Raw genomic sequence first — 20,508 nt, forward strand, 5'->3', positions numbered from 1 at the left:
GCGGTTCGAACCTGGTAGGGTCCCCGGAAACGCGAACTACCCACGTGTATTTTCCACCCCGCGACGGAGCCGTACCCCCATGCGAAGACTCCAGGGCGGGCGCCACCGCGACCCCGCCGAGAGCCGCCGCCGGATGCTCATCGCCATCCTGGCGTCGTTCGGCCTCGCGGCCAGCGCGACCTCACTGTGGGCGGTCGCGTCGCCACTGGACGGGACCGAGGCGGCCGTCGACGGCCCCACCGCGAGCGTCACCTCCGCCGAAGCCGCGGCCGAGAGCCCCGCCTCGCCGCCGCCGGCGGACGTCAAGGAAGCCGATATCCTCCCGCAGGAGGCCGAGGAGCAGCCGACCACCGAAGCCGCGGAAGCGCCCTCGACCACCGCGGAAGCGGACGACGGCGGTTCAGGCGGCGGCGAGGACGAAGGCGGCGGCGACGACGCGCCCCACGCCGACGCCGAGGCCGAGGTCCTCTCGATCGTCAACGACCGGCGCGGCGAGAACGGCTGCGGCGGCCTGGAGCGCGACTCGCGCCTCGACACGGCCGCGCGCCTCCACGCCGAGGACATGGCCGTCAACGACTACTTCGACCACACCTCGCAGGACGGCCGCTCCCCCACCGACCGGGCCAACGCCCAGGGCTACGAGGGCGGCGTCGGCGAGAACATCGCGTACGGCTACCCGGACGCCGAGGCGGTCATGGAGGGCTGGATGAACTCCGAAGGCCACCGCGCGAACATCCTCAACTGCGGTTACGACGTGATCGGCATCGGCGCGTACGACCGCGACGGCACCATCTACTGGGTGCAGATGTTCGGTTAGCCTGCGGCCCTGCATTATCGCAGGTGAACGGCCCCCGGACCTCGTTCTGTCGTCCATCCGACTCAACGCTGGACTGGGCGATTACCAACAGTCATGCTGGGGTGGCCGCCTGAAGGGCGCGCATCTGGGGAGGCGACCGTAGAACACCCGAAGGATGAGGTGCCAACCGTGCGTGTCATGCTGTACGACCCGAATCAGGTCTTCTCCGCCAGCATTCGACCCCTGCTCCACCGACGCGGCGACCTCCCCATCGAGGCCCGCAGCGCCAAGGCGCTCGCCGCCGCCGACGCACAGGTCGACTGCTGCCTGGTCGCACTCGAAGCGGTCTCCCGGAACCGGGTCCTGACCGACTGCAAGCGACCGGTCTTCCTCATCACCGACCGCGAGGACGGCTCGGTGCTCCGCAAAGCCGTCTCCGTCTCGGCGGCCGGCATCGCGAACACCCACATCCTGCCGAGCGAACTGCTCCGGGCGATCGACGCCGGCCTGGCGAGCCCGCCGTACTACGACCCGCAGCTCCTGCGGGCCGCGCTCCAGCCCGCGCCGCTCCTCGGGGACCAGGACGCGCTCGAACTCGCGCACCACCTGACGCCCCGGGAGGACGACGTGCTGCGCCGGATCGTGCGCGGCGAGCCGACCAGCCACATGGCCGACCAGATGGGCGTCTCCGTCTCGACGGTCCGGTCCCACGTCCAGAACGTGCTCGGCAAGCTCGGCGTGAACTCGCGCCTCGCCGCGATCGCCTTCGCGATCAACTACGGCATCGACACGGTCCGCGAGAAGCACCCGCAACTGAGCTAGCCGCTCCCCCGGGCATACTTGAAACGTGCCAGAGCTCCCCGAAGTCGAGACGGTCCGCCGCGGGGTCGACGCGGCCTTCCGCGGCGGACGCATCAGCGCCGTCGAGGTCTACAACCCGCGGACCGTGCGCCGCCACGCCCCCGGCGTCGCCGACTTCCAGGCGAGCCTCCAGGGCGTGGAGATCACCGGCAGCGGCCGCCGCGGCAAGTTCATGTGGCTCGCGTTGGACGACGGACGCGGGCTCGTGTGCCACCTCGGCATGAGCGGCCAGCTCCACGTCGTCACCGACGGCCGGGAAGCGCACAAGCACCTGCGCGGGCGCATGACGTTCACCGACGCGCGCGAACTGTGGTTCATCGACCAGCGGACCTTCGGGTTCTGGGAGCTGGCCGAGATGGACGGGCCCGTCCCGAAGACCCTCGGGCACATCGCCCCCGACGTCTTCGAGGCGTCCTTCGACGCGTCGGCGAGCGCCGACCGGCTCCTCAAGCGCCGCATCGAGGTCAAGAAGGCCCTGCTCGACCAGGGCTGGATCAGCGGCGTCGGGAACATCTACGCCGACGAGGCCCTGTGGCGCGCCCGCCTGCGCGGCCGGCGCACCGGCGACTCCCTCACCCGCCGCAAAGCGCTCGAACTGCTCGGGCACGTCCGGGACGTCCTCACCGAATCGCTCGCCGTCGGCGGGACCTCCTTCGACGCGCTGTACGTCGACGCGCGCGGCGAGGCCGGCTACTTCGCCCGCGAACTCGCCGTCTACGGCCGCGCCGGCCAGCCGTGCAAGCGCTGCGGCACCGCGATCGTCCGCGAGGTCATCGGCGACCGCTCGGCGCACTACTGCCCGAAGTGCCAGCGGTAGGCGGTTCCCGCCCGTCCGTACGTTCACGTGGCGACGCGCGAGGGGCGGCACCGGAGACCCGGTGCCGCCCCTCGCGGAAGTCGATTACCGCTGCTTGACGCCGAGGCGTTCCGACAGCACCTGCCACGCGAGCTTGGCGGCGATCTGCTCGGCGTCCTTCTTCGAACCGCCCGAACCCTCGCCGAACTCCTCGCCCGCGACCACGGCCCACGCAGTGAACTCCTTGGCGTGGTCCGGGCCGGACTCGGTGATCCGGTACTCGGGCACGCCGAGACCCGAGTCGGCCGTCAGCTCCTGGAGGCTGGTCTTCCAGTCCAGGGCCGCGCCCTGACCGGCCGCGGCCTCCATGAGCGGGTCGAAGAAGTGGTGCACCACCCGCTTGGCGACCTCCACCCCGTACTGCAGGTAGACGGCGCCGAGCAGCGCCTCCACGGCGTCCGCCAGGATCGAGTTCTTGCCGCGGCCGCCCGAGGTCTCCTCGCCCTTGCCGAGCAGGAGGTGCGGGCCGATACCGCCCGCGCCCATGCGGCGGGCCACGCCGGCCAGCGCCTTCATGTTGACCACCGACGCGCGCAACCGCGCGAGCTGCCCCTCGGGCAGGTTCGGGTGGTTCTTGTAGAGCGCAGTGGTCACCACGAGGCTGAGCACGGAGTCCCCGAGGAACTCCAAGCGCTCGTTCGTGGGCAGCCCGCCGTGCTCGTACGCGTACGACCGGTGGGTCAGGGCGAGACGCAGCAGGTCGGGGTCGATATCCCTGACCCCGAACACCGCTTCGAAATGTTGTACTGCCTTGTCGCCCATAAGCGGGAGGACTTAGGCCTCGAGGACCTGGCGGCCACGGTACGTGCCGCACACCTCGCAGACCTGGTGGCCGCGCTTCTTGGCGTGGCACTGCGGGCACTCGACCAGCTGGGTCGGCGTCGCCTTCCACTGCGACCGACGGTGCCGGGTGTTGCTGCGCGACATACGACGCTTCGGAACAGCCACTTCAGAACTCCATACTTATTCGCTGTGCTATTTCGATTCGCCGTCGGTGTCGGCGAGCCGAAGCTTCTCCAAACCCGCCCAACGGGGGTCCACGGTCTCGTGAGCGTGGTCGTCGGGCAGTTCGTCCCAGGGGACGCCACAATCGGCGCACAGCCCCGGGCAGTCAGGCCGGCACAGCGGGGTGACCGGCATTGCCAGCACCAGCGCGTCCCGAACCGCGGGCTCCAGATCGAGCAGATCCCCACTGAGCCGCATGATCTCGTCGGCTTCGGTGGTCGCATCGGTGACGGAGCCTTCATAAGCGTACAGCTCCTGCACCTGGACCCTGAGAGCGTCCTGGACGGGTGCGAGGCACCTCGCACACTCGCCCTCGGCGACCGCCGCGACCTCGCCGTCGGCGAGGACGCCCTCGCTGACCGCGGTCAGCGTGAAGTCGAGGTCGAGCGGGGACGACTCCGGGACGGCGTACCCCGCGAGACCGAGCCCGGCGGGTGCCGGGACCTCGAGCGCGACGTGCATCGTCGTGCCCGAGCTGCGCCCGAGCTCCGCGGTGTCGAACACCAGCGGCGCGGCGGGATCAGGAGCGGTCGTCGTCATGGGTGTGCTGCGGTCCTTCAGTCAGGGAGATGCGCCTCGATCGAGGCCGACCGGTAATGCTACATCAGCTCCGGCGCCGGTCCCAACCCAGGTCGGAGCCGGGCGCGGACGTGATCTCGGCGATATCCCGGACCGGACCCGCCGCGCCCGAGCGCGGAGCCCGGGCGGGGAGCCGACCCGTCCGGAGGAGGCCGCGCCGAGGCCGGCGCGCTCGCCCCCGTACGGCCTTAGATCTGCGGGAGCGGCTTCTCGTCCTCGAACTGCTCCTGCTGCGACGGCGCGAAGCTGCCGATCTCGCGCAGGGTGTGCATCTTGTCGCGGCCGCGCTCGACGCCCGAGAGGGCCCGGTGCAGGAACTGCTCGAAGTTGGCGAGCGTCGTGTCGACGTACTCGTCGACCTCGTCGCGCAGGCGCTGGGCCTCGCCGCGGGCCTCCGCGATGATGCGGTTGCCCTCGTGCTCGGCCGAGACGGTGATCTCGTGGCGCGAGACCAGGCGCGCGTGCTCGGCCTCGCCCTCGGCGATGATCCGCTCGGCCTCGCGCTCGCCGGCGTGGATGATGTTGTCGCGCTCCTGGAGCATGGCCTCGGCTCGGCGGAGGTCGCCGGGGAGTTCGTTCTGGAGCTCTTCGAGCATGGCGATCATCTCGGCCCGGTCGACTTTGCAGGCCCGCGACATGGGTACGGCCTTGGCCTGCTCCACGTAGGCGATGATCTCTTCGATCCGGTCGAGCGCACCCACCGATTTGCTCCCGTCGATGTCTGTCATGGGGACATTGTCCCGGATGAGGGTGGAAACTGTGGCTAATCCTGCCGCAAGCGCTCGATCAGTCGCGATTGGACGATTTCCGGCACGTGCGACGAGACGTCGCCGCCCCATTTCGTGACGTCCTTGACCATCGAGGACGACAGAAACGAGTACAGGGGGTTGGTCGGGATGAACACCGTCTCGATGCCCGCCAGACCGTAGTTCATCTGGGCCATCTGTAGTTCGTAGTCGAAGTCGGAGGCCGCGCGGACGCCTCTGACGAGCACTCCGGCGTTGTGCTTCTTGCAGAAGTCGACGACCAGTCCTTGGAAGGACGCCACTCGTACATTGGGCAGGTCCGCCGTGGTCTCGGTGAGGAGTTCCACGCGTTCCTCGACGCTGAAGAGCGCGTTCTTCGAGGCGTTGTGGAAGACCGCGACCCACACTTCATCGTACAGCTGGGCGGCGCGCGCGAAGATGTCGAGATGACCGTACGTCACCGGATCGAATGACCCGGAGCAGGCGGCGATTCGGGCTTCAGGTTTCACAGGGCGTGACCGTAGCAAAGTGCCGTGGTGCCGTAGCGGCGGACGCGGTCTTCTGCGATCTCGGACGGCCACGGGACGGACGCGTCCTTGCCGCCGCGTTCGACGACCACGTCGGCGTCGGCGGCGAGCCAGCCCTGTTCGACCAGCGCTTCGAGCACGCCCGCGACCGCCGCGTCGGTGACGGCGTAGGGCGGGTCGGCGAAGACGATGTCGTACGGTTCGGCCGGGGCGCTCTGGAGCGCCTTCTCGACCGGGGCGCAGATCACTTCGCCGCCGGTGACGCCGAGGTCGGCGAGGTTGCGGCGCAGGAGCTTCGCGGTGAGCGCGTGCGACTCGACGAACAGTGCCGCGGCGGCGCCGCGGGAGAGCGCCTCGATGCCGACCGCGCCGGAGCCGGCGTACAGGTCGGCGAAGCGGAGCCCGTCGAGGTCGCCGCCGGGGGCGAGCGAGTTGAACAGCGCTTCGCGGACCCGGTCCGAGGTCGGCCGGGTGCGGTCGCCCTGGGGCGTGGCGAGGCGGCGGCCCTTGAGGCTGCCGGCGATGATCCTAGTCATTTGCGCCCAAGTCTAGACCGCCCCGGCCGCCTCAGCCCTTCTCGAGGAACTCGCCCCGGTCGGCGGCGAGGTCGTCGACGAGGGCCGCGAAGTCGGGGAAGCGCTCGAGCTCCGGATCGGCCTCGATCAGGGCGGTCGCCTCGGCCCGGGACGCGGCGATGATGTCCGCGTCCTTCAGCAGCGACAGCAGCTTCACGTGCGACTTCATGCCGGACTGGGCGGCGCCGAGGACGTCGCCTTCGCGGCGCTGCTCCAAGTCGAGCTCGGCCAGCGCGAAGCCGTCCGTGGTGGAGGCGACGGCGTCGAGGCGCTCGCGCGACGGCGAGCCCTCCATCGCTTCGCTGACGAGCAGGCACAGGCCCGGGTGGCTGCCGCGGCCGACGCGGCCGCGGAGCTGGTGGAGCTGGGAGATGCCGAAGCGCTCGGCGTCGAGGACGACCATCGCGGTGGCGTTGGGGACGTTGACGCCGACTTCGATCACGGTGGTGGCGACCAGGACGTCGATCTCGCCGGCGGCGTAGGCGCGCATGACGCGGTCCTTCTCGTCGGCGTCGAGGCGGCCGTGGAGGAGGCCCAGGCGCAGGCCGCTGAGCTGGTCGGCGCGCAGCTGCTCGATGACGTCGGTGACGGCGAGCGGCGGGCGCTTGTCGCCGTCGGCGCCGCCGACGGCGTCGGCGTCCTCTCCTCCGCCGTTCTTCTGGTCGGCATCGCCGACGCGGGGGCAGACGACGTACGCCTGTCGCCCGGCGGCGACCTCTTCGCGGATGCGGGTCCAGGTGCGCTGCATCCAGCGGCCGTCGGTGTAGGGCACGACGTGGGTGGCGATGGGGCTGCGGCCGGCCGGGAGTTCGGTGAGGCGGCTGGTCTCCAGGTCGCCGTAGACGGTCATGGCGACCGTGCGCGGGATCGGGGTGGCGGTCATGACGAGCGTGTGCGGGGGCCGCTGCGCCTTGGCGCGCAGGGCGTCCCGCTGCTCGACGCCGAAGCGGTGCTGCTCGTCGACGACGACCAGGCCGAGGTCGGCGAAGTCGACGCCGTCGTAGAGGAGCGCGTGGGTGCCGATGACGATGCCGGCGGCGCCGGTCTTGACGGCGTCGAGGACCGGGCGGCGCTGGGCGGCCGTGGCCGAGCCGGTGAGGAGGACGACCTGGGTGGCCTCCGGCGGCGCGCCGAGCTGGCCGCCGTTCGCGAGGTCGCCGAGCATCTCGGCGATCGACCGGTGGTGCTGCGCCGCGAGGACCTCGGTGGGGGCGAGGAGCGCGGCCTGTCCGCCGTGGGCGACGACCTGGAGCATCGCGCGCAGGGCCACGAGGGTCTTGCCGGAGCCGACGTCGCCTTGGAGCAGCCGGTGCATCGGGTGCTCGCGGGCGAGTTCGGCGGCGATCTCGGCGCCGACCTGCCGCTGCCCGTCGGTGAGGTCGAACGGGAGCCGCGCGTCGAAGGCGTCGAGGATCGCGCCGCCCTCCGGGTACGGCTTGGCCGCCTCGCCCGCGGACTCGGCCTTGCGGCGGACCAGCACGGTCTGCATGACCAGGGCCTCTTGCCATTTGAGGCGCTTCTTGGCCGCGCCGAGGTACTCGTGGGACTCGGGCCGGTGGATCTGGCGCAGCGCCGCCCCGTACTCGAGGAGGCCGAGGCGCTCGCGCAGCGGCGCGGGGAGCGGGTCGGGCGGGTCGGGGACGAGGCCGAGGACGGTGTGGACCGCCTTGGCGATGTTCCAGGTCGGCAGTTCGGCGGTGGACCGGTAGACCGGGATGAGCGTCCCGGCGAACTCCTCGATGGCGCTCGAGGGGTCGTCGGCGTCCTCGGCGAGGAGCTGGTACTGGGGCGAGTTGAGCTGGAGGCGGCCGCGGAACTGGGCCACCTTGCCGGCGAACAGGCCCCAGCGTCCGGCGACGAGCTCCTTCGCGCGCCAGCCCTGGTTGAAGAACGTGAGGGTCAGGGTGCGCCCGGCCTCGTCGGCGACGATGACCTCGAGGAGCTCCCCGCGGCCGCCGCGTCCGCGGCCCCGGCCCGACCGCGGCGTGAAGGTCTTCTTGACGGCGGCGCGGACCTGGGCGGCGACGGTGACGTCGTCGCCGATCCCGAGCGAGGCGAGGTCGGTGCGCTCGCCGCGCTGCGCGTAGCGGAACGGGTAGTGCGCGAGGAGGTCCCCGGCGGTCTCCAGGCCCAGTCCGTCGGCGAGGGCTTCGGCGGTCTTCTTGCCCAGGACCTCGCGCAGCCGGGTCTCCAACCCAACGGTCATTCGGCTCCGATCAGCAGCAGCGGTTCGTCGTCCGAGGCGGCCAACTGCTGGATCTCCACGGTCGGCCACGCCTCGCGCACATGATGGCTCAGGGCTGTGACAGTTTCGGTGTTCGAACCGCTCCCGGGCAGGACGGTGAGGAGTTCGGCCCCGGCGGCGCAGAGCCGGTCGGCGAGGTCGCGGGCGGCCTCGGCCGCGTCCGGGGCGGTGCGGACGGTCTCGCCGCTCACGAGGACGGCGAAGCCGCCGTCGCGTTCGCGGACCTCACCGGTGCGGCAGGCGGCGGCCGCTTCGGCCATCGCGGTGACGTCGTCGTCGAATTGCCGGTCGGGGTCGTGGACGGCGACCGCGGCGAGGCTCTGCACGACCGCGCCCGTGGGGATCACGGTGACCCGGTAGCCGTCGCGGCGGGCGGCCTGCGCGGCCTTGCGGGCGGTGCGGGCGGCCTCGTGGGTGTCGACGAGGACGACCGCGCTCAGCGCGCCGCCGTCGCGCACGGCGGCGAGCTCGGCGGCGACGGTCGCGGCGGTGGCGGTCCGGCAGCCTTCTCCGGCGAGGAGCGCCCGCACGGCGGCGGCGGCGGTGACGACCACGACCGTGCGCCGCCTCGGTTCGACCGGCGGCGGCTCGGGCACCGGATGGGCGTGCTCGGCGCCGTCGGCGAAGCGGGTCACGGAGATCCGGTGGACCCGGCCGCGCTCGATCCCCGCCTCGATGGCCGCGCCGATGTCGTTGACGTGCACGTGGACGTTGAACGTGGTGACGTCCCTGGCGGCGCGGGAGCCGATGATGACGACCGAGTCGCCGAGATCGGTGAGCCGGTGGCGCAGGTCCGACGCGGCCTCGGCGTCCGCTTCGAGCAGGTACTGGACCTCGTAGCCGAAGACCTCGGAGCCGGTCTCGCGCGGGACCTCCTCGGTCTCCTCGACCGCGCGCACACGGTGGCGTTCGAGGAGGTCGAGCGCGCCGGTGGGTACCGAGCCGGTGAGCGTCGCGACGAGCGCCTCCAGGAGCAGCGCGAGCGCGAGGCCCCCCGAGTCGACGACGCCGGCGCGGGCGAGCGCGGGAAGCTGCCCGGGGGTGGCCGCGACCGCCTCAGCCGCGCCCTCGGCGGCCGCGCGGGCCGCGGAGACGAGCCCGAACGGCGCGGCCTTCGCGGCCGCGGACGCGGCGGACTCGGCGACGGTGAGGATGGTGCCGGCCATGGGGACGGCGACGGCGCCGGTCGCGGCGTCCGTGGCCGAGCGCAGGCCCGCGGCGAAGCCCTTCGCGTCGATCGCGTCGGCGTTCCAGGCGTCGGCGAGACCGCGGAGCATCTGGGCGAGGATCACCCCGGAGTTCCCGCGGGCCGACAGCAGGGCCCGCCCGGCGGCCTCGTCGAGGAGCGCCTCGAGCCCGAGCCCGGGGGTGGCGCCCTGGAAGGCGGCCTGGAGGGTCGCGAGCATGTTCGTCGCGGTGTCGGAGTCGGCGACGGGGAACACGTTCAACTCGTCGACCCCGCGCCGGTGGCGGGTCAACGTGTCGATGCCGCGCGCGGCCCATTCGCGCATGATGTCCGCGTCGAGGAGCTGGCGTCCGGTCTCAGGTATTTCCACCACGGGCCATGAGAATACGCCTCCGGGGGACGATGCGGTACCGGTCGGTGCCGCGTCCTCCCCCAGAGCCGCCTCGGTCAGGGGCCGAAGCTGATGCTGGTGCGGGCCGCTTCGAGGGCTTCGACCTGTTCGGGGGTGGCGACGCCGACGAAGCCGACGTAGCTGCTCCCGTTCTGGACGACCGCGGTCATGACCGTGCTCCCGGCCACCGTGAACGTGTTGAAGTACGCGGCGCGGGCGTCCACCCGGTACTGGCCGCCGGTCGGGCTCTCGGCCGCGCCGCCGGCCCACCCGGCGGCGATGTTCTGGAGGTTCGTGCCGAGCGTCTCGAGGTTGACGTCCTCGGCGACGCCGATCGCGGCGTTGTCGAGGGTGCCGAAGTAGACGGTCGGGCCGGTGCCGCCGAACGTGCTGCCGGTGGCGTCGGTGAACGCGGCGGGCGGGCTCGCGGCCTCGGTCGAACCCTCGGGGACGAGGATGCTCAGACCCGAGCCCTCGTTCGCGAGGACCGTGTCCGCCGCGGGCGCCGCAGGAGCCTCGGAGGACGGTTCCCCGCTCGGGGTGGCATCGCCCGAGGGCGACGCGTCTCCGGAGGGCGACGCGTCGCCGGACGGCTCGGCCTCCTGCGAGGTGCCCTGGATGGTGCCGGTCTGCTCGTCGCTCGGATCGCCGCCCGGATTGAACAGGATGAAGCCGCCCACGCCCAGGGCGACGGCGATGACGACGACGCCGACGAGCAGGAGCCACATCGGGCCCTTGCCGCCCTTCTTCTTGCGCTTGATGGTGTCCGGCGCACCCCACGGCTGCGCCCCGCCGCCGCCGGAGACCGGGACGAGCTGGCCGCCCTGGGGGCCGAACTGGCCGCCGCCGAACGGCGGCTGGCCGTAAGGCGGCTGCTGGCCGTACTGCCCGGCGGGACCGGAGACCGGCATGCCCGAAGCCGGGATCGACGAGACCGGCGGCATGCCCGAGACCGGCATTCCGGAGACGGGCACCCCGCCGCCGCCTCCGAACGGGTCGGCCGCGGGCATCTGGTGCGGCATCTGGGGAGGAATGTGCTGGGGCGACTGCGCCGGCTGGTCGAACGGGGAGATCGGGACGCCCGGGGGCGGGCCGAACGGGGGCGGCGACGGCTGGCCGGGGCCGCCGACGTACTTGACGGTCCCGTCCTCTTCGATCGGGCCCTGCTGCTGGCTCATCCCCGACATCCGCTGGCTCTCGGGCGACCACGGCGGGGGTTCCTCCGGCGGCTGCTCGTTGGGCCGGTACACGGGGGGCTGTTGCGGGGACTGCCAACCGTCGGCAGGCTGCTGCGGGGTGTTGCTCATGTTCGACTCACCAAAGAAGCTATGGGCATCGGCACATCATCTGTATGCGGCCAGCCTACGGGATCAACGCCCATCCTAGAGTCACCGACGGTAGCGGACGGCGGCAGCCGCCACAGTACAGAGCAGCGGAGAGGCGTCCTGGTTGGACGCGCCGGCGCGGCTGTGGCGCAGGTCCCCTGACCTGGATGGGCAGGGGTCATCCGGGTCCGTTAGAATTACCGGGTTGCCCGCCTGCAGGCGGGTCGATTGAACGTCAAGCAGGAGTTTTGGATTATGTCGAGCGTGTGTGAAGTCTGTGCCAAGCGCCCGGGCTTCGGCAACAACGTCCCGTGGTCCCACAAGAAGACCCGTCGTCGTTGGAACCCGAACCTGCAGACCATCCGCATCGCGACTGGCTCCGGCGACAACAAGCGCCGCGCCAAGGTCTGCACCTCGTGCATCAAGGCCGGCAAGGTCACCCGTTAAGGGCTGACGCCGAGAAGACTTACGCCGCCGGGGCTCGGCCCCGGCGGCGCTTTGTCGTCCCCGCGCAGCCGCGGTGCTCACGCCGTCGCGAAGTGGTCCCAGCCGGTCGGGCCGGTCCAGGAGCGGCCGTCGACGGTGACGCCGGCGCCTTCGGCGACCGCGCCGATGCGGCGCCAGCCTTCGGGGAGGAGCACGTCGGCGGGGAAGGCCGCGGCCATCGCGTGGTCCTCGCCGCCGGTCAGGATCCAGCGGCGGGCGTCCGCGCCGAGGGCTTCGGCGGCGTTGCGCATCGGCTCCGGGATCGGCAGCGCGGCGGTGTCGACGTCGATGGCGACCCCCGAGGCGGACGCGATGTGACCGAGATCGGCGAGGAGCCCGTCGGAGACGTCGATCATGGCGTCCGCGCCCATGAGGGCGGCATGGCGCGCGGCCGCGTACGGCGGCTGCGGCCGGCGGTAGGCGCCGACGAGCGCGCCCGGGGAGCGGAAGCCGCGGGAGAGGACGCTCAGGCCGCCGGCGGCCCAGCCGACCTTCCCGGCGAGCGCGACGACGTCCCCGGGCCGGGCGCCGCCGCGGGCGATCGCCTCGCGGCCCTCCAGGTCGCCGAGGGCGGTGACGGTGACCGTGAGGAGCTCCCCGCGGGTGGTGTCGCCGCCGACGACCGCCGCTCCGGCGGCCGCGGCCTCGGCGGCGAGGCCCGCCGCGAGCCCTTCGAGCCATTCGACGGGCGTGTCCTGCGGCGCGCACACCGCGGCGAGGAGCGCCGTCGGCCGGGCGCCCATCGCCGCGATGTCGGCGAGGTTGACCGCGGCGGCCTTGTGGCCGACGTCGGTGGCCGAGCACCAGTCGCGGCGGAAGTGGTTGCCCTCGACGAGCATGTCGGTGCAGGCGACGACCCGGCCGTCGGGCGCGGCCACGACGGCGGCGTCGTCGCCGGGGCCGAGCAGCACCGCGTCGGTGGTGCCGAAGTGGCGGGTGAAGCGTTCGATCAGCCGGAATTCGCCGACCTCGGCGACGGTCTCGCTCACAGTCGGATCAGTCCTCGGTGCCTTGAAGGTCGGTGGATCACTCGGTAATCTTCGCTCAGCGGCGAACGTCAAGCGGTCAGGCCCACCCGTGTCGGGTTCGGCTCCAGGTCCGCTCGCCGCGGCACGGGGAGGTGGCCGGTCCGATGGTGCAGGCGTACATGCTCATCCAGACGGAGGTCGGCATGGCCGCGGCGGTCGCCGAGGCCGTGGCCGAGATCGACGGCGTGATCCGGGTCGACACCGTGACCGGGCCCTATGACGTGGTGGTGCTCACCGAGGCCGCCACCGTCGACCACCTCGGGCAGGCGGTGGTGAGTAGAGTCCAGCGGGTGGCGGGCATTACCCGCACGCTGACCTGTTCGATCCTCAAGATCTGAGGGAGGGCGCGCCGTGGGCGAGTCGAGGCTTCCGGCGGTCATCGCGACCGCGGTGGCGGTGCCGGTGGCGGCCGTGGCGGGCGTCCTGATCTTCAACGCGCTGGCTCCGGCCGCGGAGGACTCGGACCTGGTGCAGGCCGACCTCTCGCCGGTGACCGTCGAGGTCCCCGCGCTGAGCGAGGAGGATGCCGTGATCTGCCTGGCGCTCACGGCGACCGCGCCGGAGACGGCCGGCGGCCTGGAGGCGCGCCCGGTCGAGGGCGGCGACGGCGCGGCCGAGTCGGTGCTCGCGTACGGCGACCCGGCGACGGTGGCGACCTGCGGCGCCGAGGCGGTCGCGGTCGAGGACACCGCGGCGGTGTACAAGCTCAACGGCGTCTGCTGGTACTCCGACGAGGCGGGTCTGGAGTGGACGACCCTGGACCGGCGGGTACCGGTCGCGGTCGCCGTCCCCGAGGAGAACGAGCAGCCGGTGGACGTGCTCAACGACCTGTCGACGGTGATCGCCGAGAAGGTCCCCGCCGCCGAGGACGCGCCGACCGGGTGCGCGTGAGCCGCATGCTCGACCGGTCGTTCTTCGCCCGAGACTCGGTCGTCGTGGCCCCGGAGCTCCTGGGCTGCATCGTGACCGCGAACGGCGTGTCCGTGCGGTTGACGGAGGTCGAGGCGTACCGCGAGGACGATCCGGCCTCGCACTCCTTCCGCGGGGTCACCGGCCGCACGGCGGTCATGTTCGGTCCCCCCGGGTTCCTGTACGTGTACTTCACCTACGGCATGCACTACTGCGCGAACCTGGTCTGCGGCGCCGACGGGACGGGCGCCGGGGTGCTCCTGCGCGCCGGCGAGGTCGTCGAGGGCGTCGCGCTCGCTCGGGAGCGCCGCGGCGAGAAGATCGCGGACCGCGACCTCGCCCGGGGCCCGGCGCGCCTGGCGCAGGCGATGGGCTGGGGCCGGGCGGACAACGGCCGCGACATGGTCGGCGCGGTCCGCGCGGGCGAGCCGACCGCGGTGGTCGCGGGCCCGCGGACCGGCGTCGCGAAGGCCGCCGACACGGCCTGGCGGTTCTCGATCCCGGGCGACCGCTTCGTCTCGCCGTACAAGCGCCACCCGAAGGCCCCCGCGGCCGAGTAGCGCGGGCCGCCGCTATTCGAGGCGGACCTTGAAGAACCGGGACTGCATGAGCGCCCTGAACGCCGCCAGCGCGGCCTCGTCGTGGTGGACCTCGGAGTTGCGGCCCTTCTTGTGGTCGGCGGGCGTCTCGAAGTAGACGATGGCCTTCAGGCGCGGGTAGTGCGCCATCTGGTGGCGTGCGGCCTCGAAGACCGAGGCCTGGTGGTCGGGGTACTTGTCCTGGTGGAAGACGCCCCATTCGGCGAGCATCATCGGCTTGTCCGGGTGCTCCTTGGCGATCCAGTGGTAGAACCCGGGCCAGGCGGTGCCGCTCTTGGTCTGGTCGACGATCTCGCCGAAGTCGGAGCGGCCGTCGTCGTGGAGGGACTGGCCGTAGCCGGAGAGGCCGATCCAGTCGACGACGTCCTCGCCGGGGTAGAGCTGGTCGTGCCAGTCCTGTTCGACCCATTTGAGGTAGCCCATGTAGTTCATGACCGACACGAGGTTGTCGACGCCGTTGGCGCGCAGGCGCTCGATGACGTACCGGAACATGTCGGCGTAGTCGGCGGCCTCCATGCCCGAGCCGTCCCGCTGGACCACGTCGTTCTCGGGTTCGTGGTGGACGGTGAAGAAGAACGGCTTGTCGAAGTTCGCGGTGATGTGGGCGGCGAGCCGGTCGAGGAAGTCGTCGGTGCCGGGGTCGCCGGCGGCGATCTCGGCCCAGGTGGCCTGGTACGGCTTCCAGTTGAGGAAGAGGGTGCGCGGCCGCTCGGGGTCCTGGGTGAGCGCGATCTGCGCGTCGGTCGGGAACAGCTTGCCGGTGCCGCGCTCGTAGGCGTGGTAGATCTGCTGCGTGTGCTGGACGCGCTCTTCGAAGACGAGGAGCTCGTCCTCTTTGACGCGGTTCGTGTGCGCGGCCGGGGCGACGCCGACGAGGGCGCCGCAGGTCGGGATGAGCTTGTCGCCGGTGGTGCAGTCGCTCGCCTGCTCTTCGGAGCGGCCGTACTCCGCGAGCGGAGCGGGCGGCGGACCGGCGGCCGGGCCGGTCGGCGGACCCGTCGGCGGCGGGGTCGGTTCGGCGGCGGGGGCGCCTGGGACCGCGGACGCGGTCGGGCTCGGCGAGTCGGTCGGTCCGGTCTGACCGGCGAGCGGGTCGGTCGGCGGCGGGCTGGACGGGAGCGGCGAGTCCGTCGGGGCCGGCGAGCCGGAGGGCGCGTCCGTGGGCGCCCCTGTGGGCGCCGGCGGCAGGTCCCCGGGCGCGGTCGGCGGGAGCGGGCCGGTCGGCTCGCCCGGTTCGGTGACCGTGCGCAGGGCCGGGCCCTGCCGGTACGCGATGCCCGCGAGTTCGAGGTAGGCCTTGCGGTCGGGGCTGGTGACGGCGAAGCCGTAGCGGCCGGGGGCGCTGATCGCGCCGGTCACGTCGAAGACGATCTCGGTCGTCTCGGCGTCGACCTCGACGGTGTCCCAGACGGTGCCGTAGGGCGGCGCGGTGGCGGCGGTGAGGGTGCACAGGCAGCTCACCGGGTGGACGGAGGCGACCTCGACGGTCATGCCTTCGGCGTCGGGCGGGACCGCGACCGGCAGCCGCAGTTCGGCGGTGCGGTCGGGGCCCGCCGTGGCCTCGTCGACGGCGAACTGGAGGTGGGTGACCGCGATGCCGAGGTCGTCGGAGTAGCCGACGGGCAGCACCGCGGGCGACTCGGGCGCGTGGTCCGCGACGGCGGTCGCCGTGAAGGAGGCCGCGAGCGGCCGGTGGTCGACCACGCCCTCGCCGTCCTCCCATGCGTTCGTGACGTCGTCGCCGAACCGGTCGTCGCCGGAGCCGACGCCGTAGCCGATGACGAAGCCCGCGAGGACCAGCGGGAGGACCGCGAGGACGGTCACGATCCCGCGGCCGGTCGCGAGCGGGTGCCGCTGCTTCGCGTCGGTGCCGCCCATCGTCCACCTTCTTCCGTCCAATGTGATCTGGACTCAATATTGCGAATCACCATATTAGCGAACAAATGGGTTTTTACTCGCCTCCTCTCGCAAACTCAACCCTCGCCCCGCGCGGCGCGTCGCCGCCCGTCACCTGAGGGACGCGTCGCTCGTTACTCCTTCGAGATCCCTAGAACCAGAAAGGGCTTCGCGTTGAGGACCCCTGCAGCCCGCACGCTCGCCGACTACGGCGTCATCGTCCGCCGCTCCTGGTGGCTCGTCGCCGGCACCGCCGCCGCGGCGCTCGCCGCCGGCGTGGCCTACACCGAGCTGAGCCCGGAGGTGTACGAGTCGACCGCCTCGGTCCTCGTGCTGCCGACCGCGGGCGACACCGAGGTCCAAGGGGCCCGCACCGCCGGACAGGTCAATCTGGACACCGAGGCGCAGCTCGTCAAGTCCACCGAGGTGGCCGAGGCCGCCGCCGAGGCGCTCGGGACCGATCCGGCCGCCGACCTCGTCTCGCAGGTGTCGGTCACCGTGCCGCCCAACACGGCGGTGCTGGAGATCAGCTTCCGCGCCGGCGACCCGCGGGCGGCGCAGGAGGGGACGGTCGCGTTCAGCGAGGCGTACCTCGCGCACCGGCTCGCCGGGGCCACCGCGTCCCTCGAACGCGAGACCACCGCCGCCGCAGTGGAACTCGAGGCCGTCAACGCCGAGATCGCCGCCACCGAGGAGCGGCTCGACGGCGCCGACTCCGGCCGGGGCGGGCTCGAGTCGGACCTGGCGGACCTCCGCGGCCGCGCCGCCGAACTCGAAGCCTCGATCGCGGGACTCCAGGCCCAGGCCGAGGCCGTCTCGCCCGGCCGGGTCATCAACCAGGCGCCGCTGCCGCAGGCACCGATCAGCCCGAACGCCCTGTTCAACCTGGCCGCGGCCCTCGGCGCCGGACTCCCGCTCGGGCTCGTGCTCGCGTGGGCGAGGCACCGCCTGGCCCGCAAGGTCGCCTACCCGGCCGACCTGGTCGACCGGTGCGAGCTCGACGTGATCGCCTCCGTGCCGCCGGCCGTGAAGTTCCAGCGGCGCGAGGTCTTCGGCGCCTACAGCCCGGGCGGGCGCGTCTTCTCGCAGCTGCGCAACATCGTCGCCTCGCAGCTCACCCACGACCAGCGCGTCATCGTCGTCGCCGGGATCGCGCCCGGGCCGGCCGCGAGCGTCGTCGCCGCGAACCTCGCCACCGCGATGGCCCGCGCGGGCGACCGCGTGACCGCCGTGGCCGCGAACCCGAGCACCACCGTCGGGCTGCCGGAGCTGTTCGGCACCGACCCGGTCCCGGGGCTCGCGGACGCGTGGTCGGGCCGGGTCGACCTCGCCGAGACCGTCCAGGCCGCGCCGCGGCAGCCGAGCCTGTCGGTGATCGGCCCCGGCGCCGCGGCCCGGGCCGCCGGGCCCACCAGCGAGGCCGCCGCCGAGACCTTCGCGAAGCTCGCCGAGGCCGGCCGGTTCGTCGTCGTCGACGCGCCGCCGCTGTCGTGCTCGGCCGACGCGCAGCTCCTCGCCGGGCACGCCGACGCCGTGATCCTCGCCGTCCAGTCGCAGCGCGACGCGATCGCCGAGACCGCGGCCGCCGCGGTCGCCATGCGCCAGATCGACACGCCGCTGCTCGGCGCGGTCCTGCTCCCGGCCGTGCTCGGCCCGATGAACAGCGTGCCGCTGCCGACCGCGCGGCGCGAGCCGGCCGCCCGCCCCGCGCCGACCGAGGACGAGACGCCCACCGACTCGCTCGAACCGGTCGACGAGGGCGCCACCGAGGTGATCCCCGCCGTCCGCACCGCTTCGGGGGGCGCCGCCGCGAACCGTGCCGCTTCGAACGCCGGCGCCGCGCCGTCGGCGGCCGAACCGCGATGACACTGCTCGCGGCCGCCCGCTCGGCCGGCCGGCCGCGCCCCAGCGGCGAGCGCGGCGAAGGCGCGTCGCTGTTCTGGCTCCTGGCGGCCTACCCGCTGTGGTGGGCGCTCGGGCTCGGGGTCCTCGCGATCCCGTTCGTCGCCGCCGTCGCGGCCGTCAAGCTGGTGCGGCGCAGGTCGATCGCCGTCCCGCCCGCGTTCGGGTGGTGGCTGCTGTTCCTGCTCGCGGTGGTGCTCAGCCTCGCGAACCTCGGCGTGGACCCGCCCGGCGTGATCCCCGAGACGTTCGTGTCGAGCCTCGCGGGCGCGACCTACCGGTTCGGGTTCTACTGCTGCGTCACCCTGATCGCCCTGTGGGCGTACAACCTCGTGCTCGAAGGGGCGCTCCGCCGCGAGCGGCTGATCCGGCTGCTCGCGTGGCTGTTCGCCGTCACCGTCGCCGGCGGGCTGCTCGGGACGTTCGCCGGCGGCTTCGAGTACACCTCCCCGGTCGAGGCGCTGCTGCCGAACGCGGTCGCGAAGGACGGGTTCGTGCAGTCGCTGGTGCACCCGGCGGCGGCGCAGACGATGGACTTCCTCGGCTACGAGACGCCGCGCCCCGCCGCCCCGTGGGGCTACACCAACACGTGGGGCAACAACTTCGCGATCACCGCCGTCTGGTTCACGGTCGCGGCGTTCTGCATGCCGCTCAAGACGAAGTGGCGGGTCGCCGCGGTGGCGCTCCTGGCCGTCTCGCTCGTGCCCGCCGTCTACTCGATGAACCGCGGCCTGTGGCTCGGCCTCGCCGCGATCGCCGTCTTCACCGCCCTCCGGCTGCTCGTCTCCGGCCGGCCCGGCGGCATGCTCGCGCTCGGCGGCGCCGGGTGCGCCGCGGTGCTCCTCGTCGTCCTCACCCCGCTCGGCACGGTCGTGCAGGCGCGGATGGACAACGGCCACTCCGACGAAGGCCGGGCGTTCTCCTCCGAGCGGGCCGTCGAGCTCGTCGTCGAGCACTCGCCGGTGACCGGGTTCGGGTCCACCAGGAAGACCCTCGGATCCGGCGAGTCGATCGCCGTCGGACCGACCCCCGAGTGCCCCCGCTGCGGCGGGCGCACGCTCGGCGGGAACGGTCAGCTCTGGCAGGTCCTGTTCGCGCACGGCATCGCCGGGACGGTCACGTACCTCGGGTTCGCGCTCGCGGTCCTGTGGCGATTCAGGTCCGACCACTCCCCCGTCGGCATCGCCGGGAGCGCGGTCGTCGGGTTCTCGCTGCTGACGATGTTCTACTACAACGCCCTCGTCACGCCCCTGCTGCTCACCCTGCTCAGCTACGTCCTCCTCGCCGCCAACAGCACACCAGCGCCCGGGGCCCTCGCCGCGGGTCCAGAGACGGAGAACCGATGAGTCGAGCCTTGAACACCGCCGACGACCTGCGCAGGCGGGCGACCTACCTCGCGGAGGTGGTCGACCAGCTCTACCCCGGCGCGGGCGGGCCGGACGGCGCACCCGAGCGGCCCTACATCGTCGTGCCCGGGCGGCGCAGGCCCCGCGTGCTCATCCCCGCCGCCGACCGGAAGGTCGCCGCCGCGGCCCTGTCGCGGTACGCGCGCCCGGCCGCCCGCGGCGCCCGCCTCAAGCGCGACGCCGCGGTCCTGGCCCTGCGCCTGGGCCTCGACCGGATCCTGCTCCCGCACCGCGTCAAGGTCGGCGGCGCCGAGGGCATCGACGACCACCTGGCCGCGGTCCTCGGCCACGAGGTCCACCTGAGCATCCACATCGGACCGGCGCGGGCGAACCGCAAACCGGTGCTGCAGATCCTCGACGGGGACGCGAAGACGGTCGCGTTCGCGAAGCTCGGCGTCAACCCGCTCACCCGGGAGCTCGTCGACGCCGAGACCGCCGCTACCAAGCGCCTCAGCGAGTGCTGCGACCTGAAGCTCCTGCGCGTTCCCGATCTCCTGCACGCGGGGAACTGGAACGGCCACAACCTCATGGTGACCTCGGCGCTCCCGGCCTGGGAGGCGCCCGCCGACCTCGGGCCCGGCCGCCGCACCGCCGCCATGCGCGAACTCGCCGACGCGTGCGGCACCTCCCGGTTCCCGCTCGGCGAATCCGACTACGCCGCCCGGCTGCGCACGCGCCTCAAGGCGCTCGCCGTCCGCGGCGAACCCGACGCCGACACGCTCCAGACCGCCGGGGAGGCGCTCCTGGACCGGTACGGGACCGCGACGATGACCTTCGGCGCCTGGCACGGCGACTGGTCCCCGTGGAACACCCGCGAGACCCGCGACCGCATCTACCTGTGGGACCTCGAGCGGTTCGAGACCGGCGTCCCCTACGGCTTCGACGCCGTCCACTACCGGCTCCAGGACGACATCGTGACCAACGGGTCCGACCCGACCACCGCCGTGCTCGCGCTCGTCGCCGACGCGCCCACGGTGCTGGCGCCCATGGGCGTCGCCCCCGGCGAGGCCGAGCCCACCACGCTTCTCTACCTCGTCGACCTCGCCGCCCGCTACATGGGCGACCAGGCCGAACGCGCCGGCGCGGCCCTGGGGGCGCTCGGCCGCTGGCTCCTGCCGACCCTGCTGCGCCACATCGCCCGCCAGCGGACCGCGCAGGCCGGCTCCCCCGACGGACCATGTTGAGCTGCA

Annotated in this window: 21 protein-coding genes; 10 read left to right on the forward strand and 11 right to left on the reverse strand. The window is 72.8% G+C overall.

From position 1 onward, the window contains the following. Positions 1–79: 79 nt before the first annotated feature. The 3 genes from GFD30_RS04790 (at position 80) to mutM (ending at position 2,474) form a co-directional block, all read left to right on the forward strand. Positions 80–817, forward strand: a complete 738-nt coding sequence (locus GFD30_RS04790) for a CAP domain-containing protein (RefSeq protein ID WP_153024084.1) — start codon at positions 80–82, stop codon at positions 815–817. Between the two features lie 159 nt (positions 818–976). Next, positions 977–1,618 (forward strand): helix-turn-helix transcriptional regulator, encoded by a 642-nt coding sequence (locus GFD30_RS04795; protein ID WP_194201849.1) that lies wholly within the window; start codon positions 977–979, stop codon positions 1,616–1,618. A 25-nt stretch (positions 1,619–1,643) separates the two neighbouring features. Then, complete coding sequence (mutM, locus tag GFD30_RS04800) at positions 1,644–2,474, forward strand: bifunctional DNA-formamidopyrimidine glycosylase/DNA-(apurinic or apyrimidinic site) lyase (protein ID WP_322632946.1); 831 nt, start codon at positions 1,644–1,646, stop codon at positions 2,472–2,474. Positions 2,475–2,558: 84 nt separating this feature from the next. Here mutM and rnc read toward each other — a convergent pair whose 3' ends face one another. From rnc to GFD30_RS04845, 9 genes are all read right to left on the reverse strand, one after another. Further along, positions 2,559–3,275: a ribonuclease III gene (rnc, locus tag GFD30_RS04805; RefSeq protein WP_153024086.1), complete on the reverse strand. Its 717-nt coding sequence runs from the start codon at positions 3,273–3,275 to the stop codon at positions 2,559–2,561. 12 nt (positions 3,276–3,287) lie between these two features. After that, positions 3,288–3,461, reverse strand: a complete 174-nt coding sequence (gene rpmF, locus GFD30_RS04810) for a 50S ribosomal protein L32 (RefSeq protein ID WP_322632947.1) — start codon at positions 3,459–3,461, stop codon at positions 3,288–3,290. Positions 3,462–3,488: 27 nt separating this feature from the next. Then, positions 3,489–4,058: a YceD family protein gene (locus GFD30_RS04815; protein WP_153024088.1), complete on the reverse strand. Its 570-nt coding sequence runs from the start codon at positions 4,056–4,058 to the stop codon at positions 3,489–3,491. Between the two features lie 227 nt (positions 4,059–4,285). Beyond that, complete coding sequence (locus GFD30_RS04820) at positions 4,286–4,798, reverse strand: SPFH domain-containing protein (RefSeq protein ID WP_407648972.1); 513 nt, start codon at positions 4,796–4,798, stop codon at positions 4,286–4,288. A 62-nt stretch (positions 4,799–4,860) separates the two neighbouring features. Further along, positions 4,861–5,352 (reverse strand): pantetheine-phosphate adenylyltransferase, encoded by a 492-nt coding sequence (gene coaD, locus GFD30_RS04825; protein WP_322632948.1) that lies wholly within the window; start codon positions 5,350–5,352, stop codon positions 4,861–4,863. Further along, entirely contained in the window at positions 5,349–5,906 is a 558-nt protein-coding gene (gene rsmD / locus GFD30_RS04830) for a 16S rRNA (guanine(966)-N(2))-methyltransferase RsmD (RefSeq protein ID WP_153024091.1), read from the reverse strand. The genes coaD and rsmD overlap by 4 nt, the downstream gene beginning before the upstream one ends. 31 nt (positions 5,907–5,937) lie before the next feature. After that, positions 5,938–8,151 carry an ATP-dependent DNA helicase RecG gene (gene recG, locus GFD30_RS04835; protein ID WP_153024092.1) on the reverse strand — a complete coding sequence of 738 codons (2,214 nt, stop codon included), beginning with the start codon at positions 8,149–8,151 and terminating at the stop codon, positions 5,938–5,940. Continuing rightward, a complete protein-coding gene (locus tag GFD30_RS04840) occupies positions 8,148–9,749 on the reverse strand; it encodes a DAK2 domain-containing protein (RefSeq protein WP_153024093.1) in 1,602 nt (533 codons plus the stop codon). The genes recG and GFD30_RS04840 overlap by 4 nt, the downstream gene beginning before the upstream one ends. Before the next feature lie 74 nt (positions 9,750–9,823). Beyond that, complete coding sequence (locus tag GFD30_RS04845; RefSeq protein ID WP_153024094.1) at positions 9,824–11,074, reverse strand: hypothetical protein; 1,251 nt, start codon at positions 11,072–11,074, stop codon at positions 9,824–9,826. A gap of 273 nt (positions 11,075–11,347) precedes the next feature. Between GFD30_RS04845 and rpmB the strand changes: the two genes are divergently transcribed. Then, positions 11,348–11,539 (forward strand): 50S ribosomal protein L28, encoded by a 192-nt coding sequence (gene rpmB / locus GFD30_RS04850; RefSeq protein WP_030157716.1) that lies wholly within the window; start codon positions 11,348–11,350, stop codon positions 11,537–11,539. A 77-nt stretch (positions 11,540–11,616) separates the two neighbouring features. Here the strand turns inward: rpmB and GFD30_RS04855 are convergent, their stop codons facing one another. Then, complete coding sequence (locus tag GFD30_RS04855) at positions 11,617–12,567, reverse strand: thiamine-phosphate kinase (RefSeq protein WP_322632949.1); 951 nt, start codon at positions 12,565–12,567, stop codon at positions 11,617–11,619. Positions 12,568–12,710: 143 nt separating this feature from the next. Here GFD30_RS04855 and GFD30_RS04860 point away from each other — a divergent pair, with 143 nt between their 5' ends. Genes GFD30_RS04860 through GFD30_RS04870 form a run of 3 tightly spaced genes read left to right on the forward strand, consistent with a single transcriptional unit; the run spans position 12,711 to position 14,075 of the window. Next, positions 12,711–12,944 carry an Lrp/AsnC ligand binding domain-containing protein gene (locus GFD30_RS04860; protein ID WP_153024096.1) on the forward strand — a complete coding sequence of 78 codons (234 nt, stop codon included), beginning with the start codon at positions 12,711–12,713 and terminating at the stop codon, positions 12,942–12,944. Positions 12,945–12,957: 13 nt separating this feature from the next. Next, a complete protein-coding gene (locus GFD30_RS04865; protein WP_153024097.1) occupies positions 12,958–13,497 on the forward strand; it encodes a DUF3515 family protein in 540 nt (179 codons plus the stop codon). A gap of 5 nt (positions 13,498–13,502) precedes the next feature. Then, the gene (locus GFD30_RS04870; RefSeq protein WP_153024267.1) at positions 13,503–14,075 is read left to right on the forward strand and encodes a DNA-3-methyladenine glycosylase; all 573 of its coding nucleotides are present in this window, start codon (positions 13,503–13,505) and stop codon (positions 14,073–14,075) included. A gap of 12 nt (positions 14,076–14,087) precedes the next feature. On the opposite strand, the gene GFD30_RS26165 is transcribed toward GFD30_RS04870, so the two are convergent. Further along, the gene (locus tag GFD30_RS26165; RefSeq protein WP_194201850.1) at positions 14,088–15,992 is read right to left on the reverse strand and encodes a glycoside hydrolase family 26 protein; all 1,905 of its coding nucleotides are present in this window, start codon (positions 15,990–15,992) and stop codon (positions 14,088–14,090) included. A 192-nt stretch (positions 15,993–16,184) separates the two neighbouring features. On the opposite strand from GFD30_RS26165, the gene GFD30_RS26170 reads away from it, so the two are divergent. Genes GFD30_RS26170 through GFD30_RS04890 form a run of 3 tightly spaced genes read left to right on the forward strand, consistent with a single transcriptional unit; the run spans position 16,185 to position 20,502 of the window. Beyond that, on the forward strand, positions 16,185–17,876 hold the full coding sequence (locus GFD30_RS26170) for a Wzz/FepE/Etk N-terminal domain-containing protein (protein ID WP_194201851.1): 1,692 nt from the start codon (positions 16,185–16,187) through the stop codon (positions 17,874–17,876). After that, the gene (locus tag GFD30_RS04885; protein ID WP_194201852.1) at positions 17,873–19,258 is read left to right on the forward strand and encodes a hypothetical protein; all 1,386 of its coding nucleotides are present in this window, start codon (positions 17,873–17,875) and stop codon (positions 19,256–19,258) included. The genes GFD30_RS26170 and GFD30_RS04885 overlap by 4 nt, the downstream gene beginning before the upstream one ends. After that, the gene (locus GFD30_RS04890) at positions 19,255–20,502 is read left to right on the forward strand and encodes a hypothetical protein (protein ID WP_153024100.1); all 1,248 of its coding nucleotides are present in this window, start codon (positions 19,255–19,257) and stop codon (positions 20,500–20,502) included. Before GFD30_RS04885 ends, GFD30_RS04890 begins: the two co-directional genes overlap by 4 nt. Positions 20,503–20,508 lie beyond the last annotated feature (6 nt).

This window comes from Glycomyces albidus (assembly GCF_009451885.1).
Taxonomy (GTDB): domain Bacteria; phylum Actinomycetota; class Actinomycetes; order Mycobacteriales; family Micromonosporaceae; genus Glycomyces; species Glycomyces albidus.